Genomic DNA, 17,134 nt, shown 5'->3' with positions numbered 1-17,134 from the left:
AAAATTCATAAATTCATGGAGATCGCACAATGAAGCGTCGCAGCTTGATCAAGGCTTTCACACTCACGGCAAGCATTGCCGCGATGGGCATGACCTGGACCGTCCAGGCCGCCGAGACCATCAAGGTCGGTATTCTGCATTCGTTGTCCGGCACCATGGCGATCTCCGAAACGTCCCTGAAAGACATGGCGTTGATGACCATCGACGAGATCAACGCCAAGGGCGGCGTGAACGGCAAGATGCTGGAACCGGTGGTCGTCGACCCGGCGTCGAACTGGCCGCTGTTCGCGGAAAAGGGTCGTCAACTGCTGACCCAGGACAAGGTCGCTGTGGTGTTCGGTTGCTGGACGTCGGTGTCGCGTAAATCGGTGCTGCCGGTGTTCGAAGAGCTCAACGGCCTGCTGTTCTACCCGGTGCAATACGAAGGCGAAGAAATGTCGCCGAACGTGTTCTACACCGGCGCCGCGCCGAACCAGCAGGCGATCCCGGCAGTGGAATACCTGATGAGCGAAGAAGGCGGCAGCGCCAAGCGTTACTTCCTGCTCGGCACCGACTACGTCTACCCGCGCACCACCAACAAGATCCTGCGTTCGTTCCTGCACTCCAAAGGCGTGGCCGACAAGGACATCGAAGAGGTCTACACCCCGTTCGGCCATAGCGACTATCAAACCATCGTGGCCAACATCAAAAAATTCTCGGCGGGCGGCAAAACCGCTGTCATCTCCACCGTCAACGGCGACTCCAACGTGCCGTTCTATAAAGAGCTGGCCAACCAGGGCCTGAAAGCCACCGACGTTCCGGTCGTGGCGTTCTCGGTCGGTGAAGAAGAACTGCGTGGCATCGACACCAAACCGCTGGTGGGCAACCTCGCGGCGTGGAATTACTTCGAGTCGGTAGAGAACCCGACGAACAAGAAATTCGTCGCCGACTGGAAAGCCTACGCGAAGAAACACAATCTGCCGGGCGCCGACAAAGCGGTGACCAACGACCCGATGGAAGCCACCTACGTTGGCATTCACATGTGGGCGCAAGCGGCGGAGAAAGCCAAGTCCACCGACGTCGACAAAGTCCGCGAAGCCCTCGCCGGTCAGACCTTTGCCGCGCCGTCGGGTTACACCCTGACCATGGACAAGACCAACCACCACCTGCACAAGCCGGTGATGATCGGCGAGATCCAGGCGGACGGTCAGTTCAACGTGGTGTGGCAGACCGAAGGGCCGATCCGCGCCCAGCCGTGGAGCCCGTTCATTCCCGGCAACGACAAGAAGCCGGATTATGCGGTGAAGAGCAACTAAGCCATTGGATGTCGGGCTTGGCACACAGCCCAGGGCCCGACAAAACTCCTGTGAGAGCGGGCTTTTGTGGCGAGGGAGCTTGCTCCCGCTGGGCCGCGAAGCGGCCCCCTTACTGACCTGGAAAGAAGGGGACTGCTGCGCAGTCCAGCGGGAGCAAGCTCCCTCGCCACAGTAAGTCTGTCTCCACATTTAGTCCGCGCAAGGCCATGCATATGCCCACCGCCCTTTACCGCTTCATCCTCGCCATCGCGTTGTTACTGCCGATGGCTGTACACGCCAGCGACGCCGAAGATTTCGTCGCCGCCAATCCCGTGCAGCAAGCCAAACTCCTGGAAACCTGGGCCGCGCAGCCCGATCCGGCCCGTGTCGAACTGATCAACGCCCTGCAGCAAGGCGAGTTGATGGTCGACGGTCAACCGAAAACCCTGCGCCTGAACAATCGCCTGCGGGGTCTGATCGACACCGCGCTGGCCAGCCACCAATTGCTCGCCGCCGACGCCAAAATCCGTCTGGGCGCCGCCCAGCAATTGCAGAAAAGCGCCAAACCCGCGCAGCTGAAATTTCTCGACCAGCAACTGGCTGGCGAAAAAGATGAAAACGTCCACGCCGCCCTCAGCCTGGCCCTGGCCAATCTGCAACTGGTCGACACCGACCCGGCCGTGCGCCTCGCCGCTGTGCGTCTGCTCGGCGAAACCGGCGATCCATTGGCCCGCACTCGTCTCGAGAGTCTGCTGGAACCGGGTATCGAAGCCGACGCCAATGTGCGCACGGCTGCCGAAACCAGCTTGGCCCAAGTCAAACGCAAACTGCTGATCGGCGAAATGCTCGGGCAAGCCTTCAGCGGTATGTCCCTCGGCTCGATCCTGTTGCTCGCGGCGCTTGGCCTGGCGATCACCTTCGGCCTGCTCGGCGTGATCAACATGGCCCACGGCGAGATGCTGATGCTCGGCGCCTACTCGACGTACGTGGTGCAACTGATGTTCCAGCGTTTCGCTCCGCAAGCCATCGAGTTTTATCCGCTGATCGCGTTGCCGGTGGCGTTTTTCGTCACCGCCGCGATTGGCATGGCACTGGAACGCACGGTGATTCGTCACCTCTACGGTCGCCCGCTGGAAACCCTGCTTGCGACGTGGGGCATCAGCCTGATGCTGATTCAGCTGGTCCGATTGCTGTTCGGCGCGCAGAACGTGGAAGTGGCCAACCCCGCCTGGTTGTCCGGCGGGATTCAGGTGCTGCCCAATCTGGTGCTGCCGTACAACCGCATCGTGATCATCGCCTTCGCGCTGTTTGTGGTGGTGCTGACCTGGCTGCTGCTGAACAAGACGCGCCTGGGCCTGAACGTGCGCGCCGTCACTCAGAATCGCAACATGGCGGCCTGCTGCGGCGTGCCCACCGGGCGCGTCGACATGCTCGCCTTTGGCCTAGGCTCGGGCATTGCCGGCCTTGGCGGCGTCGCGCTGAGCCAGATCGGCAACGTCGGCCCGGACCTCGGCCAGAGCTACATCATCGACTCGTTCCTGGTGGTGGTGCTCGGCGGTGTCGGTCAGTTGGCCGGTAGCGTGCTCGCCGCGTTTGGCCTGGGCATCGCCAACAAGATTCTCGAACCGCAGATCGGCGCCGTGCTCGGCAAGATCCTGATCCTCGCGCTGATCATTCTGTTTATCCAGAAACGTCCGCAAGGCCTCTTCGCACTGAAAGGACGGGTGATCGACTGATGAACCAGCCCCTGATGCTCACGGCCAGCCAAAAGGCCGGCCCCAAAGTCACGATTGCCGTCGGCGCGGTGATCCTCGTTCTGTTGCTCGCGCTGCCGCTGCTGTCGCTGTTGTCGCCGGACAGCGCGTTTCATGTCTCGGCTTATACGCTGACCCTGGTGGGCAAGATTCTTTGCTACGCCATTGTCGCCCTGGCGCTGGATCTGGTCTGGGGCTACGCCGGCCTGCTGTCCCTCGGCCATGGTCTGTTCTTCGCTCTCGGCGGTTATGCGATGGGCATGTACCTGATGCGCCAGGCTTCGGGCGATGGTTTGCCCGCATTCATGACGTTTCTGTCGTGGACCGAACTGCCGTGGTACTGGACCGGCACCAGCAGTTTCCTCTGGTCGATGTGCCTGGTGGTACTGGCGCCGGGGTTGCTGGCGCTGGTGTTCGGGTTCTTCGCCTTCCGTTCGCGGATCAAAGGCGTGTATTTCTCGATCATGACCCAGGCCCTGACCTTCGCCGGGATGCTGCTGTTTTTCCGCAACGAAACCGGATTTGGCGGCAACAACGGCTTCACCAATTTCCGCACCATTCTCGGTTTTGGCATCACCGAACCGGGGACGCGCGCCGTGCTGTTTTTCGCAACGGTGCTGTTGCTGGTGGCGAGCCTGTTCATCGGTTGGCGCCTCGCGCAAAGCAAGTTCGGCCGGGTGCTGACCGCGTTGCGCGATGCAGAAAACCGCCTAATGTTCTGCGGTTACGACCCTCGCGGATTCAAGCTGTTTGTCTGGGTATTGAGCGCGGTGTTATGCGGTCTGGCCGGTGCGCTGTATGTGCCGCAGGTCGGCATCATCAACCCGAGCGAAATGTCGCCGACCAACTCCATCGAAGCCGCTGTCTGGGTGGCGCTGGGTGGTCGCGGCACGCTGATCGGCCCGCTGCTCGGTGCTGGTGTAGTCAACGGCATGAAGAGCTGGTTCACCGTGGCATTCCCGGAATACTGGCTGTTCTTCCTCGGCGCGTTGTTCATCGTCGTGACCTTGTACCTGCCCAAAGGCGTGATCGGCCTGCTGAAGAAAAGGGGTGACCAATGAGAGTGACTGCGACGGCTGAATTCATGCTCGAACCGGCGTTTTATCCACCGAACCCGAACAAGGACGCCGGCAGCAGCCGCGACGCCATCGGCCTCGGCCAACGCGTCGGCCCCGGCCTGGATACCCGCCACGGCACCATCCTGACCCTGGAAGACATCAGCGTCAGCTTCGATGGTTTCAAGGCTCTGAACGATTTGAACCTGTACATCGGCGTCGGCGAATTGCGCTGCATCATCGGCCCCAACGGCGCGGGAAAGACCACGCTGATGGACGTGATCACCGGCAAGACTCGCCCCAGTCATGGCAAAGCCTGGTTCGGTGAAACCCTCGACCTGACGCAGATGAGCGAAGTACAGATTGCCCAGGCCGGCATCGGCCGCAAGTTCCAGAAGCCGACAGTGTTCGAAGCCCTGAGCGTATTCGAAAACCTGGAGCTGGCGCAGAAAACCGATAAGTCCGTGTGGGCCAGCCTGCGGGCTCGCTTGAGTGGAGAACAGAAGGATCGCATCAGCGAAGTGCTGGAGACCATTCGCCTGACCACCTCGGTCAATCGCCCGGCAGGCTTGTTGTCCCACGGTCAGAAGCAGTTTCTGGAGATCGGCATGTTGCTGATGCAAGACCCGCAACTGCTACTGCTCGACGAACCGGTGGCGGGCATGACCGACGCCGAAACCGAATTCACCGCCGAGCTGTTCAAAAGCCTGGCCGGCAAGCATTCGCTGATGGTGGTGGAACACGACATGGGGTTTGTCGGCTCGATTGCCGACCACGTCACCGTATTGCACCAGGGCAGCGTGCTGGCCGAAGGGTCGCTGGAACAGGTGCAGGAAAACGAGCGGGTGATCGAGGTGTACCTCGGTCGCTGAACCTGCCAACACGGTCACTGTGGAAGCTGGCCTGCCAGCGATAGCAGTGGGTCAGACAACATCGATGCTTGATGTGCCGCCCCCATCGCTGGCAGGCCAGCTCCCACAGGGGTTCTGTTTGAAATTCAAGGAATCTGGACATGCTGCAAGTCGACAAGCTGCACCAGTACTACGGCGGTAGCCACATCCTTCGGGGCCTGTCGTTCGACGTGAAGGTCGGTGAAGTCACCTGCCTGCTCGGGCGCAATGGCGTGGGCAAGACCACCCTGCTCAAATGCCTCATGGGATTGCTGCCGGCCAAAGAAGGCGCGGTGAACTGGGAAGGCAAGCCGATCACCACGTTCAAGCCGCACCAACGGGTTCACGCCGGAATCGCTTACGTGCCTCAGGGCCGGGAGATTTTTGGCCGGTTGACCGTGGAAGAAAACCTGCTGATGGGCCTGTCGCGGTTTCCTGGCAGTGAAGCGAAGGAAGTCCCGGCGTTCATCTACGAGCTGTTCCCGGTGCTGCTGCAAATGAAGCAACGGCGCGGCGGTGACTTGTCCGGTGGTCAGCAACAGCAGCTTGCCATCGGGAGGGCATTGGCCAGCCGACCGCGGTTGCTGATTCTCGACGAGCCGACCGAAGGCATCCAGCCTTCGGTGATCAAGGAGATCGGCGCAGTGATCAAGAAGCTCGCGGCACGGGGCGACATGGCGATTCTGCTGGTGGAGCAGTTCTACGATTTCGCCGCCGAACTGGCCGATCAATACCTGGTGATGTCACGCGGCGAGATCGTGCAGCAGGGTCGCGGAGAAAATATGGAAGCCGAGGGTGTACGCGGTCTGGTTACGATTTAATCTGCAGCGTCCTGACGATAACTGAAAACCATGAATTTACCTGCCCACACCACGCTGTTCACGCCTAGCTGGCACGCCGAGCTGGAACTGGGCTATGCCCGATTCGGCGACAGCACGCGCCCGGTTCAGCGCCGGCACAAAGGTCCGTTGCGGGTGCAGAAGCATCTGTATGCCGAAGGGCCCGAAGTGTGCCAGCACATCATCGTGCATCCGCCCGGAGGGATTGCCGGCGGCGACCGGCTCGACATCAGCGCCAGTGTCGGCCACGGGGCGTGGGCGCAAATTACCAGCCCCGGCGCTGCCAAGTGGTATCGCGCGGCCGGGCCGGCTTATCAGACACTTGATCTGAAAGTAGCCAGCGGCGCGACACTGGAGTGGCTGCCGCAAGAGACGATTATCTTCAGCGCCGCCCAGGCTGAGCTCAGCACGTCCATCGATCTGGAAGGCGACGGGCGGTTGTTCTACTGGGACGTCGTGGCGCTGGGCCGCCCGGCCAGTGGCGAGCGTTTTGACCTCGGGCATTTCCAGGCGCAGCTGGACATCCGTCGCGACGGCCAGTTGCTCTGGCATGAACGCCAGCGCATTGTCGGCGGTGATGGTTTGCTCGATTCGCCGATCGGGATGGATGGGCAACCGGTGTTTGCGACGTTGTTGGTAACGGGGGAGATTGATAGCGAGCTGCTGGAGAAATGCCGTTCGCTGAACCATGAAGTACGCGGGGATTTGACGCAGTTGCCGGGGCTGTTGGTTGCACGATGCCTGGCCCGTGAGGCATTGCTGGCGCGGGGCTGGCTGATTGATTTGTGGCGGATGCTCAGGCCGGCACTCCTCGACCGAGAAGCCGTCCCACCCCGAATATGGAGCACCTGAAATGCAATCCCGGGGAGCGGGCTTGCCCGCTCCCACAGGGATCTGCGCCAGCAGATCCAACTCTTTTTTATCTGCCCGGATGGATTCCAAACGATGGACCTGACCCCACGCGAAAAAGACAAGCTGCTGATCTTCACCGCCGGCCTCGTGGCCGAGCGGCGTTTGGCGCGCGGCGTGAAACTCAACTACCCGGAAGCAATGGCCTATATTTCCGCAGCGCTGCTCGAAGGCGCCCGTGACGGCCAGACCGTGGCCGAGCTGATGCACTTCGGCACCACCCTGCTCAGCCGCGAACAAGTGATGGAAGGCATCCCGGAGATGATCCCGGAGATCCAGGTCGAGGCCACCTTCCCCGACGGCACCAAACTGGTCACCGTCCACCAACCCATCGCCTGAGGCCGTGCCATGACTTACCACATCCGCGATGCGGTGCACGCTGACCTGCCGGCGATCCGCGACATCTACAACGACGCCGTACTCAACACCACGGCGATCTGGAACGACCAGGCTGTCGACCTGGGCAACCGCCAGGCCTGGTTCAGCGCCCGGCAAGCCCAGGGCTATCCGATCCTGGTGATCGTCGACGGCGATAACAGCGTACTCGGCTACGCTTCATTTGGTGACTGGCGACCGTTCGATGGTTTCCGCCACACCGTCGAGCATTCGGTCTATGTGCGCAGCGACCAGCGCGGCAATGGTCTCGGTCCGCAATTGATGGACGTGCTGATCGAACGCGCCAAAGGCTGCGACAAACATGTGATGGTCGCTGCCATCGAAAGCGGCAATGCCGCCTCCATCCGCCTGCATGAACGCGTCGGTTTCGTGACCACCGGGCAAATGCCTCAGGTGGGCACCAAGTTCGGTCGCTGGCTGGACCTGACCTTCATGCAACTGACCCTCAACCCTGGCGCCGAACCGTCGCCCGCCAGCAAGGAGTAACGCCCGATGAACGCCGCCCAACTGCGCCGCGTCAATGTTGAAAGCTTCGCGCACTATCGCCAGGGTTTGATTGATCTGCTGCTCGACGCCGTGGGTTATGGCGCCAGTGTCGGCTTCATGGCCGATCTGGATGCCACTCAGGCACGCGCCTATTTCGATGAAGTTCAGGACAACCTCAACAAGGGCAACGTGCTGCTGTGGGTGGTAGTCAAGGACGAACAGGTGCAGGCCAGTGTGCAACTGACCCTGTGTCAGAAAGCCAATGGCCTGAACCGCGCCGAAGTGCAGAAACTGCTGGTGCGTGAACACGCGCGCCGCCGTGGCCTGGGCCAACAGTTGATGAGCGCTTTGGAACAGGCCGCGCTCCAGCACAAGCGCGGCATGCTCTACCTCGACACCGAAGCCGGCTCCCCTGCCGAGGACTTCTACAAGGCTCTGGGTTACAGCCGGGCCGGCGAAATCCCCGACTACGCCTGCGACCCGAGCGGCCGCTACAAGCCGACCGCCCTTTACTACAAAATTCTCCAGGGAGCCCATTGATGATTCCCGGTGAATTCCAGATCCAGCCCGGCGACATCGAACTCAACGCCGGCCGCCGCACCGTCAGCCTGAAAGTCGCCAACAGCGGTGACCGGCCGATCCAGGTCGGCTCGCACTACCACTTTTTCGAAACCAACGACGCCCTGACCTTCGACCGCGCCGCCAGCCGCGGCATGCGCCTGAACATCCCCGCCGGCACCGCCGTGCGCTTCGAGCCGGGGCAGAGCCGCGAAGTCGAGCTGGTCGACCTGGCCGGGCATCGCCGGGTGTTCGGGTTTGCCGGCAGGATCATGGGTGACCTCGATTAACACCGTCTTTGTGGCGAGGGAGCTCTTACTCCCGCTCGAGCGCGAAGCGCACGCAATACAGCTAATGCGATTTATCTGAATACACCCAGACGGTAGATTTTTACGACTGCTGCGCAGCCGAGCGGGAGCAAGCTCCCTCGCCACAATGGGCAGCGGACTGCCGCACTTTCCAAGGCAAACATATGAAAATTTCGAGACAAGCCTACGCCGACATGTTCGGCCCCACCGTCGGTGACAAGGTCCGCCTGGCCGACACCGAGCTGTGGATCGAAGTGGAAAAGGACTTCACCACCTACGGCGAAGAAGTGAAATTCGGCGGCGGCAAAGTCATCCGCGACGGCCAGGGCCAAAGCCAGCTACTGGCCGCCGAAGTCGTCGATACCGTGATCACCAACGCGCTGATCATCGACCACTGGGGCATCGTCAAGGCCGACGTCGGTCTCAAGGACGGGCGCATCGCCGGCATCGGCAAGGCCGGCAACCCGGACGTGCAGCCCAACGTCACCCTCGCCATCGGCGCCAGCACCGAAGTGATCGCCGGTGAAGGCATGATCCTCACCGCTGGCGGCATCGACACCCACATCCACTTCATCTGCCCGCAGCAGATCGAAGAAGCCTTGATGAGTGGCGTCACTACCATGATCGGCGGCGGCACCGGGCCGGCCACCGGCACCAACGCGACCACTTGTACGTCCGGCCCATGGCACCTGGCGCGGATGCTTCAAGCGGCGGATGCGTTCCCGATGAACATCGGCCTCACCGGCAAGGGCAACGCCAGCCTGCCGGAGCCGTTGATCGAACAGGTCAAGGCCGGCGCCATCGGTCTCAAATTGCACGAAGACTGGGGCACCACACCTGCGAGCATCGACAACTGTCTCAGCGTCGCCGATCAGTACGACGTGCAGGTGGCGATCCACACCGACACGCTCAACGAGTCGGGTTTCGTCGAAACCACCCTCGCCGCCTTCAAGGGCCGCACCATCCACACCTATCACACCGAAGGCGCGGGCGGCGGGCATGCACCGGACATCATCAAGGCCTGCGGCTTTGCCAACGTGCTGCCGAGTTCGACCAACCCGACCCGGCCGTTCACCCGCAACACCATCGACGAACACCTCGACATGCTGATGGTCTGCCACCACCTGGACCCAAGCATTGCCGAAGACGTGGCCTTCGCCGAAAGCCGTATCCGTCGCGAGACGATTGCCGCCGAGGACATCCTCCACGACCTCGGCGCGTTCTCGATGATCAGCTCCGACAGCCAGGCCATGGGCCGTGTCGGTGAAGTCATTACGCGCACCTGGCAGACCGCCGACAAGATGAAAAAACAGCGCGGCCCGTTGCCCGATGATGGTGAAGGCAACGACAACTTCCGCGCCAAACGCTACATCGCCAAATACACCATCAACCCGGCAATCACCCACGGTATCAGTCATGAAGTGGGCTCGGTCGAAGTGGGTAAATGGGCGGATCTGGTCCTGTGGCGCCCGGCGTTCTTCGGAGTCAAACCGACGCTGATCCTCAAGGGTGGCGCCATTGCCGCCAGTCTGATGGGCGATGCCAACGCCTCGATTCCGACACCGCAACCGGTGCATTACCGTCCGATGTTCGCCAGTTACGGCGGCTCGCTGCATGCCACCAGCCTGACGTTTATCAGCCAGGCGGCGCAGGAGGCCGGTCTTCCCGAGGCCTTGGGCTTGAAGAAGAAAATCGCTGTGGTCAAAGGCTGCCGTGAGGTGCAGAAAACCGACCTGATCCACAATGACTACCTGCCGAGTATCGATGTCGATCCGCAGACGTATCAGGTCAAGGCCGACGGTGTCCTGCTGTGGTGCGAGCCAGCGGATGTGCTGCCGATGGCTCAGCGTTACTTCCTGTTTTGATCGGTTGACTGGATCACCGGGGCCTTGCCGGGCCCCGGCGTAAAGCAATAACGATCAGCTGTTCGGCTGTACGGTGAAAGGAATTTCCACCCGTTGCAGTCTTGCCCGTTCGATCGCCTGGCGTGTGAAGGTTTTGATAAAGGCTTTCCTGTCTTCGTCGATGACTTCCAGCTCGGCGGCATATTCCGCTTCGGTCATGACGCGTCCCGGTGCAAACGCGCTTTCCGGCTTGTTCAATTCAGCACCGAGTACCCTGAGCTCTTCCTTCAACTGAGCCTTTTGCTCCAGAGACAGTGTTGTCTCGGTTGCACGTTTTTCCAATGCTGAGTAGAACTCGATCGTGGCTTCGATCCGGCGACTGAAACCTTTGACAACCCCCCGATTGACGCCCTCGACATAGGATGCCCAGAACGGTTGATCGACGAGTAAATCAGCCAGAAGCTCTCCTTCCTCAAGGTCCAGTACACGTCGCAAAGCATCCTCGATCATCGCTGGCGTAACCGCGGCGATTTTTCTGAACTGCATTTTTCGCGTCTGCCAGGGCAGGTCCAGACGCTCGGCAAGATCCGTCATGAACGCCAGGTGAACTTCAACCTCATCAATCGTGCCAGTGACCTCGCCCGCGGCATTGACGCGCCTGAATTGCTCGCCAACCGCCTCGCGTTCGGAGACCGTTTTGCGGGCAATCCTGCTGAGTTCATCCAGACGTGACTTGCCCCGCGCCAGCGACACCAGTTCAGCCTCCACCAGCGCAGGATTGGCCAGTTCATACGCCTCATGAATCAGCACTTCCATTCCCATGGCGTTGAACAGCTGCGCGCCGGCATCGACACACGCCGTGGGCACGGTGGTCATAGTGAAGAGTTTTTGCCGCAGCTCGGTATTTTTCGACATCGCTTCGAGCATTCGCCAGACCTTGGCAGTCATGTCGATCCGAAACCCGGGGTCGTGCTTGAAATGTCCCGATTCCGTGAGTTTGCGAATCTCGTTGAAAAACCCGAGCGAGCCGATCTCATCCTCGACGCTGTTCCACACTGCCTGTTTGGCCACCCATTCCCGTCGGGTCATGCCGGCCTCCCAATCGAGGCTGTCACGCACGCCACGAGGCGGATACGGTCGATCGGGGTCCATGCCGACGGACGCGATGTACTCCCTGAGCGTCTGCAGATTGAAGGCCGGCAGATAATCCGTGTCCCGGCTCAACACCGTGCGCGCCAGCAATTCCGCCTCAACGGAGCCACGCGCGACCATGGGCACGTAGGTGATTTCGTTGTACTGCATGTCCAGGTAAAAATGCCGGAAGCGTGGCTGCGCGAACAAACCGTCCGGCCAGGTCCGAATGCCAGTGTCGGCCAGGATCAGCGTATGCAACATGCGCATGCTGCCAATATCCGGTTCCCGGCCCAGAGGGTTGCCGTACAGGTCCAGGACCTGAAGCCGTGTCAGGTTGCGCAGGTCCGCGACGCCTTGCGCATCCAGGACAATGCGGTTTCCTCGCATGTTCAATTCCGTCAGTGCGCGCATGCGACCGACGGCACGAGGAATCCGGGTGAGCGAATTACCGTTGACGTTGAGCGAACGCAATCGGGGGAAATGATAGAGCAGGGAAATATGCGCGTCGGTCAATTCGGTCAGGGTCAGATTGAGGCGGGTGACGTGATCGAAGGTGCCCTCCAGCATGGGCATGGTGCGCAGATGACGGCCCAGCGGCATGTTCTCGAGGTCGAGCACAACGCCTTGCAACTCGCCAAACGAATCCACATGGCGCAATCCGGAGTGCTGCCAACACTCTCTGATCGCTTTGTACAGCGCGTTTCTGGATCGCCATTCAGCGATGCCGGCGGACGTGAAGCGGTATGACTCAGTCGGCGATTTCAGCCAGCGTTGGAAATTGGTGTTCAACCGATCGAATTCCCCTTCCAGGGCACTCGCCCTCTGCTCAAAACTGACCTCGCTGCCACCCGCCTGCAGATAAGCCTGCGCCTCGGCCTCCGTCCAGCCTGGGCGGACAACCCGCACACGTTCCTGTGGCGTAATGTTCCCGGTGACCCGCCGCAGCCCTTGGGAAACTCCGCGCATACCGCCACGCAGCCGCATCGTGGCCGGGTCGTAAGCGGGTTTACGGACAGGGTTCTGCGCCAGAAGCGCGTTGAACCTGTCCCGTGGCAAGGGCGTTTTTTGAACGGCCTGCTTGAGCGTTGCGCCTTGATTGATGTGATACCCCAGCGCGTTTCGTTCGGCATCAGGCAGGGCGTGCAGTACGGACGCGTAGAGATCATCGGGCCCATGCAGGTGCAGATCATCGTCATCGCGGGCCTGGTACTGACCGTCCTCGCTGACCAACACACGGCGAACGGAGGCATTGGCCGGGCCGACACTGTCGTGCAACGGTCCATCAAATGAATCCTCGCGGATTTCGATCTGCACGTTGTCGGGCCAGTCGGGCAACGCTTGCAACGAGTGCAACGCCAGCCGTTCGGTATCGACACTGTACGCGGCATCGAGAAACAGCCCTTCGTAGGCGCGTGCCGCTCGTAACGCCTGCAAAGTCCCCCGCGTACGCTCTTGCAGCTGTAAGGGGATGCGCGAAGAGTCGGTGATTTTGAGCCGTTCTTGCGGTTCGAGGTCGGCCAGCAACTCCCGGGCGATCACCGTGGGCAGGCCGCTGAACGCGTCCTGAAGCGCCAGCACTTGCCGATTGTCGGTCTGTTGCAGACGACGATCCCGCGCGTTGAACAGCGAATCACGCTGATTGCCCGCCCGTACGGCCAACTTGTTTTTCAACGCATCGATCCGGATGTGCTCGTCTGTCGAAATGCCCTGTCCGAGCATTGCGTGGACGTCGGCCTCGCTCATGAACTTCACGGCAAGCTCTGGAAGTTTTCCTGCGCTGACCTCGGCACGGCTTATCTTCAGCGTGTTGGCCGGCGACGCGTCGACATTGCCGTACTTTGTCGAACGCCCGGCAATACCTGCGCCGTCAAAAAGCTCGATGTTTTTTTGCTCGGGCCATCTCGGCAGGTCAACCAGCAAACGGGGCACCTGTTCGATGAACGCTTCAGGCACCTCATCGCGCAGTATCTGTTCGGGCAGTTTTTGCACCTCGGCCCAGGTCTTGAACCGCTCGATCGTGTCGGTCAGCAATGCTGGCGCGGGTTCGTTGACCACGTGCAACCTGCGCAACTGGTTTTCTTCGATACCACTGACGACCCGAATCTGCTCCAGCGTCGTGTCGGAGAACCCCTCGACCGACGGCCCCATGCGCCGCATGAGTGTGGTTTTGTCCCACTCGAGAGGTCGGTCGAGCTCGGTCCTCCATACTCCCGCACCGTCATGTTCGAGTGTTGGCTGATACGCCTGCGCCCGATCCGGATGTTGCAGGTATGGCTGACCGGTGCGCGGATCGTTTCTGACTTCGAAGTGCTTGCCTTCATGCTTCAGAAAGTCTTTTTCGCTGTGGCGGTACAGCCCCTGCTCACTTGGCGTCCCCCCTTCGGGCAGCGTCAGGTCATGGGCGTAGGGCGACAGGTCCGGCTTCCACAGGCGCGTCTGGCCGTCAGGCAACTCAACCTTTTTCAACTGATCGATAAAGGCCGACGGTTTGACCGACGCCGCCGCACCGGCGGGCAAGACGTTTCCCGCCGCCATGATCGCCAGTTGGGCGAAATTGATCATGACGCCGGTGAGATGGGCCGCCGCTTCCTCCCTGTCGCCCTTGCTCCACTCTTCAATGCCCTCCATGGTTTCGAACAGCATCTGCCCGACCATGACCGCCAGCATCGCTTCGCCGAGCCCCGGCACCAACATGGCGCCAAAGTTGAACACGTTCCAGCCGATGGTCAGATAGCTGGTCAACCGATTCCAGCGGGTGGTCGCGTCTTCGTCCCCGGTCGGCACAGCGATGTGCCGCGCATCGGCAATGGCTTTGTCCCTGCGCCAGCGACCGATTTGCGTCCAGAGATCGCCTGAGATGATGAGGGTGATGGGCTCTGCGTTGGCGTTTTCAACCGCGGTCTCTCGCCACCACGGCCCCATGTCCAGCGGTTCACGCTGCGTCCAGGTGAACGTGGTGAAACGCTCGCGAACCCGGGCAAAGAATTTGCCATGGTCTTTTTGTGCGACGAATCGGCTGAAAAACTGTTGATAGTCCGGCGAGCGCAACTGGCTCGCCAGTTCCTTCATGAAGTCAGTGAAGGACGCATACTCTTTGAGCGGGTGCTCAGGATCATCCGGAACATAGGCGATCAACGTCCCGTCGAGACGGCTTTGTTGAAAATCATCTTCCCTTTGCAGCATGGCGTCGACGAGGCCGCCGGGGCCATTGGCGAAAAACGCCTCGAGCAGTTTGAACTGGGCAAATTCCTGGCCTGGCAGCAGCGTCAAACGCCTGGACCATTCCAGCAGTGTGCGCTGGTGCGCGGGAACCAGACTGTCGTAGATTCTTTTCACTTCAATGGGGTCTGCCACCGCGCTGAATAACAGGATGCCGGATAACCTGAACCCCATTAGCGAAAGTCGATGACATTGCCAAGGGCGATTGTTCCATAGGATGCCCTTTTCATTGCCACGAACTTGCTTGAGTTTCCCGTAGCCATAGGAACTGATGTCGCTTTTCAAGTAAGCGATCAGCGCGGCTTCGTCGAAAGCGGCTTTTTCGCTGGCCAGGCATCGCCGTTCAACCAACGCTTTGGCCGTGTCTCCTTGCGGACTCAGCAGGCCCTTTATGTGCTGCTGATAGTTCGTACCGATATCAAGCGTCCGGCACAGGGCAGCAAACCGTTCGACGGTCAGCGCATGCCGCTGTAACTGGTTTTCGTCGTCCAGGGTGAAGATGCCAGAGCCATCGCGAAATGCGTCGGCCTGCGTTTCAGGCTCCTCGAAATTGTGAAGCGCCGCTTCCAGCAAAGTCGATTGCCTGAGTCGACTGGCATTGGTATCGATGCCAAAACCCAGCTTTGCCGGGATATACAGGCGAATGAGCGTCGCATTGACGTCCAGATCGAGATTCAGTTGTTCCTTTAATGCTTTGACGAGCAAGGGTTCGGCAAAGGCGAGGATGTCCTGCTGCAAATGCTCCAGCGCTTCGTCCAGCGGGGCCTGAGTGCGCCAGCGCTCATCTGTCAGTTGCTTGAGGTACTGACGATCGATGGCGCGTGCATTCAAATACCACTCCGGAAAACCCGCTGCCGAATCGGCCATCGACAGCAGACGCGAAACCGGTGCGTCTTTTAGCGGCGAAGGCAGTTTGCTCAGAAGATAATCATGATGGACATTATCCTGGCCTTGTCTCTGTCCGGAATTAACTTGCAACGCCGGAACGTCCGATAGTTGGGTCATTTCGCAAATCCTTATGCGATGAAAAGAACCACCAGACTATTGAATGCGGTTAAAAACAAAAGATTAAAAAACCACTTGGAAAACCGCAAAAATCGGACAATGCAATTAATTTCAAGATCTAAAAAATAAATAATTAGTACCCTGAAGCCGTCAAAGAATGGTCGCCGGCGTAATGGTAGTTTTTAGGGGACGTCAAAGGGGCTAATATGCCCCGGATTGCCATCAGGAAACCGACCATGCGCTTATCCGAATTCATCAGGCAGCACGTAGACCGTATCGTCGATGAATGGGAGCAGTTCGCCAGAACGATTACCCCGGCAGCCGATCACATGGATCGATTGGCCTTGCGCGATCATGCCAAGGCAATTCTGTTGGCGGCAGCGCGGGACATGACCACCGCGCAAACCGCCCGCGAGCAACTCGCCAAAGCGAAGGGCGAAGGTCCGGAGAAAACCCCGAGTCTGGACGAAGCTGGCGCCAGTCATGGTGAACTGCGGCATACCGTGGGGTTCGACCTGGTGCAGATGACCAGTGAGTTCCGCCATTTGCGCGCCTGTGTGATTCGTCTGTGGGTCGACAGCCTGGAATCGCCGGAACTTGCCCACTTCCAGGACATGATCCGTTTCAACGAAGCCATCGATGAAGCCCTTGCCGAATCCACGGCGGCCTATGCCGAACAGGTCAACCATTCGCGGGACCTGTTTCTGGCGATACTCGGGCATGATCTGCGCGCCCCCTTGCAAGCCGTGAGCATGTCCACTGAAATGCTGATGCGCAAAGCCACGCTTGAGGGCGATGCCTTGGCTTGCGCGATCAACATCAAGCGCGGTGCGCGGCACATGGCGGTGATGGTCAGCGATTTGCTGGAGCTGGTGCGAAGTCGCCTGGGCAAGAGCCTGCCGATTGAACCGAAGCCGATGGACCTGGCCGATGCCGTCCACGCAGCAGTGGCCGAAGCCTGTGCCGGTAATCCGGAGTGCGACCCTATGGTTCATGCAGAGGGGGACACCTCAGGCGTCTGGGATGCCGGACGCCTGGCTCAACTGCTGCAAAACCTGATCGGCAATGCGTTGCAGCATGGGTCGAACAAGCGGGATGTGACGGTGACCCTCACCGGCGAACCGGATACCGTTCGCCTGACGGTGCATAACTTCGGAGCGCCGATTCCCGAAGAGGCCATCGGTACGATCTTCGATCCGCTGGTACGCAGCGCCGATGAAGAACTCGGCCAGCCGTCCACTAGCCTTGGCCTTGGCTTGTTCATCGTCAAGGAAGTGGTCGATGCGCATTCCGGGACGATTGAAGTCAGCTCGAACGAAGTGGACGGAACACTGTTCACCGTGGTGTTGCCGAGAAATATCTAGGGGTGTTGCGGGAAAAGGCTTTGTGGCGAGGACGCTTGCTCCCGCTGGGCTGCCGAGCAGTACGGTGCGGCGTCCCGACAAGCCCTTGCCACAGGTTCA

At 60.3% G+C, this 17,134-nt stretch carries 13 protein-coding genes; 12 read left to right on the top strand and 1 reads right to left on the bottom strand.

Going from position 1 to position 17,134, the window contains the following annotated elements; translation table 11 throughout:
- Positions 1 to 29: 29 nt before the first annotated feature.
- The 11 genes from urtA (at position 30) to ureC (ending at position 10,334) form a co-directional block, all read left to right on the top strand.
- On the top strand, positions 30 to 1,295 hold the full coding sequence (urtA, locus tag B723_RS08470; protein WP_017336315.1) for an urea ABC transporter substrate-binding protein: 1,266 nt from the start codon (positions 30 to 32) through the stop codon (positions 1,293 to 1,295).
- A 212-nt stretch (positions 1,296 to 1,507) separates the two neighbouring features.
- Positions 1,508 to 3,010, top strand: coding sequence for an urea ABC transporter permease subunit UrtB (urtB, locus tag B723_RS08465; RefSeq protein WP_017336314.1), 1,503 nt, complete (start codon positions 1,508 to 1,510; stop codon positions 3,008 to 3,010).
- Complete coding sequence (gene urtC / locus B723_RS08460; RefSeq protein WP_017336313.1) at positions 3,010 to 4,089, top strand: urea ABC transporter permease subunit UrtC; 1,080 nt, start codon at positions 3,010 to 3,012, stop codon at positions 4,087 to 4,089. Before urtB ends, urtC begins: the two co-directional genes overlap by 1 nt.
- Positions 4,086 to 4,955 (top strand): urea ABC transporter ATP-binding protein UrtD, encoded by an 870-nt coding sequence (gene urtD / locus B723_RS08455; RefSeq protein WP_017336312.1) that lies wholly within the window; start codon positions 4,086 to 4,088, stop codon positions 4,953 to 4,955. The genes urtC and urtD overlap by 4 nt, the downstream gene beginning before the upstream one ends.
- Positions 4,956 to 5,095: 140 nt before the next feature.
- The gene (urtE, locus tag B723_RS08450) at positions 5,096 to 5,794 is read left to right on the top strand and encodes an urea ABC transporter ATP-binding subunit UrtE (RefSeq protein ID WP_007950600.1); all 699 of its coding nucleotides are present in this window, start codon (positions 5,096 to 5,098) and stop codon (positions 5,792 to 5,794) included.
- Between the two features lie 30 nt (positions 5,795 to 5,824).
- Positions 5,825 to 6,664, top strand: coding sequence for an urease accessory protein UreD (locus tag B723_RS08445; protein ID WP_017336311.1), 840 nt, complete (start codon positions 5,825 to 5,827; stop codon positions 6,662 to 6,664).
- A gap of 93 nt (positions 6,665 to 6,757) precedes the next feature.
- The gene (gene ureA / locus B723_RS08440; RefSeq protein ID WP_007907366.1) at positions 6,758 to 7,060 is read left to right on the top strand and encodes an urease subunit gamma; all 303 of its coding nucleotides are present in this window, start codon (positions 6,758 to 6,760) and stop codon (positions 7,058 to 7,060) included.
- Between the two features lie 9 nt (positions 7,061 to 7,069).
- Entirely contained in the window at positions 7,070 to 7,603 is a 534-nt protein-coding gene (locus B723_RS08435) for a GNAT family N-acetyltransferase (protein WP_017336310.1), read from the top strand.
- A 6-nt stretch (positions 7,604 to 7,609) separates the two neighbouring features.
- Positions 7,610 to 8,143, top strand: a complete 534-nt coding sequence (locus B723_RS08430; protein ID WP_017336309.1) for a GNAT family N-acetyltransferase — start codon at positions 7,610 to 7,612, stop codon at positions 8,141 to 8,143.
- Positions 8,143 to 8,451, top strand: a complete 309-nt coding sequence (locus B723_RS08425; RefSeq protein WP_017336308.1) for an urease subunit beta — start codon at positions 8,143 to 8,145, stop codon at positions 8,449 to 8,451. Before B723_RS08430 ends, B723_RS08425 begins: the two co-directional genes overlap by 1 nt.
- 182 nt (positions 8,452 to 8,633) lie before the next feature.
- Positions 8,634 to 10,334: an urease subunit alpha gene (gene ureC / locus B723_RS08420; RefSeq protein WP_017336307.1), complete on the top strand. Its 1,701-nt coding sequence runs from the start codon at positions 8,634 to 8,636 to the stop codon at positions 10,332 to 10,334.
- Positions 10,335 to 10,388: 54 nt separating this feature from the next.
- On the opposite strand, the gene B723_RS08415 is transcribed toward ureC, so the two are convergent.
- Positions 10,389 to 15,671, bottom strand: coding sequence for a dermonecrotic toxin domain-containing protein (locus B723_RS08415; RefSeq protein ID WP_017336306.1), 5,283 nt, complete (start codon positions 15,669 to 15,671; stop codon positions 10,389 to 10,391).
- A gap of 236 nt (positions 15,672 to 15,907) precedes the next feature.
- Between B723_RS08415 and B723_RS08410 the strand changes: the two genes are divergently transcribed.
- Positions 15,908 to 17,035: a sensor histidine kinase gene (locus B723_RS08410; RefSeq protein ID WP_017336305.1), complete on the top strand. Its 1,128-nt coding sequence runs from the start codon at positions 15,908 to 15,910 to the stop codon at positions 17,033 to 17,035.
- Positions 17,036 to 17,134 lie beyond the last annotated feature (99 nt).

Origin of the sequence: Pseudomonas fluorescens NCIMB 11764, from assembly GCF_000293885.2 — a bacterium.
In the GTDB taxonomy this organism is placed as follows: domain Bacteria; phylum Pseudomonadota; class Gammaproteobacteria; order Pseudomonadales; family Pseudomonadaceae; genus Aquipseudomonas; species Aquipseudomonas fluorescens_B.
This window is presented reverse-complemented; position numbering and strand designations above follow the sequence as displayed.

What these genes read in the sequence shown, in the direction of transcription:
- urtA (WP_017336315.1), top strand. Translation starts at nt 30, where the DNA reads ATGAAGCGTCGCAGCTTGATCAAGGCTTTCACACTCACGGCAAGCATT.
- urtB (WP_017336314.1), top strand. Translation starts at nt 1,508, where the DNA reads ATGCCCACCGCCCTTTACCGCTTCATCCTCGCCATCGCGTTGTTACTG.
- urtC (WP_017336313.1), top strand. Translation starts at nt 3,010, where the DNA reads ATGAACCAGCCCCTGATGCTCACGGCCAGCCAAAAGGCCGGCCCCAAA.
- urtD (WP_017336312.1), top strand. Translation starts at nt 4,086, where the DNA reads ATGAGAGTGACTGCGACGGCTGAATTCATGCTCGAACCGGCGTTTTAT.
- urtE (WP_007950600.1), top strand. Translation starts at nt 5,096, where the DNA reads ATGCTGCAAGTCGACAAGCTGCACCAGTACTACGGCGGTAGCCACATC.
- B723_RS08445 (WP_017336311.1), top strand. Translation starts at nt 5,825, where the DNA reads ATGAATTTACCTGCCCACACCACGCTGTTCACGCCTAGCTGGCACGCC.
- ureA (WP_007907366.1), top strand. Translation starts at nt 6,758, where the DNA reads ATGGACCTGACCCCACGCGAAAAAGACAAGCTGCTGATCTTCACCGCC.
- B723_RS08435 (WP_017336310.1), top strand. Translation starts at nt 7,070, where the DNA reads ATGACTTACCACATCCGCGATGCGGTGCACGCTGACCTGCCGGCGATC.
- B723_RS08430 (WP_017336309.1), top strand. Translation starts at nt 7,610, where the DNA reads ATGAACGCCGCCCAACTGCGCCGCGTCAATGTTGAAAGCTTCGCGCAC.
- B723_RS08425 (WP_017336308.1), top strand. Translation starts at nt 8,143, where the DNA reads ATGATTCCCGGTGAATTCCAGATCCAGCCCGGCGACATCGAACTCAAC.
- ureC (WP_017336307.1), top strand. Translation starts at nt 8,634, where the DNA reads ATGAAAATTTCGAGACAAGCCTACGCCGACATGTTCGGCCCCACCGTC.
- B723_RS08415 (WP_017336306.1), bottom strand. Translation starts at nt 15,671, where the DNA reads ATGACCCAACTATCGGACGTTCCGGCGTTGCAAGTTAATTCCGGACAG.
- B723_RS08410 (WP_017336305.1), top strand. Translation starts at nt 15,908, where the DNA reads ATGCGCTTATCCGAATTCATCAGGCAGCACGTAGACCGTATCGTCGAT.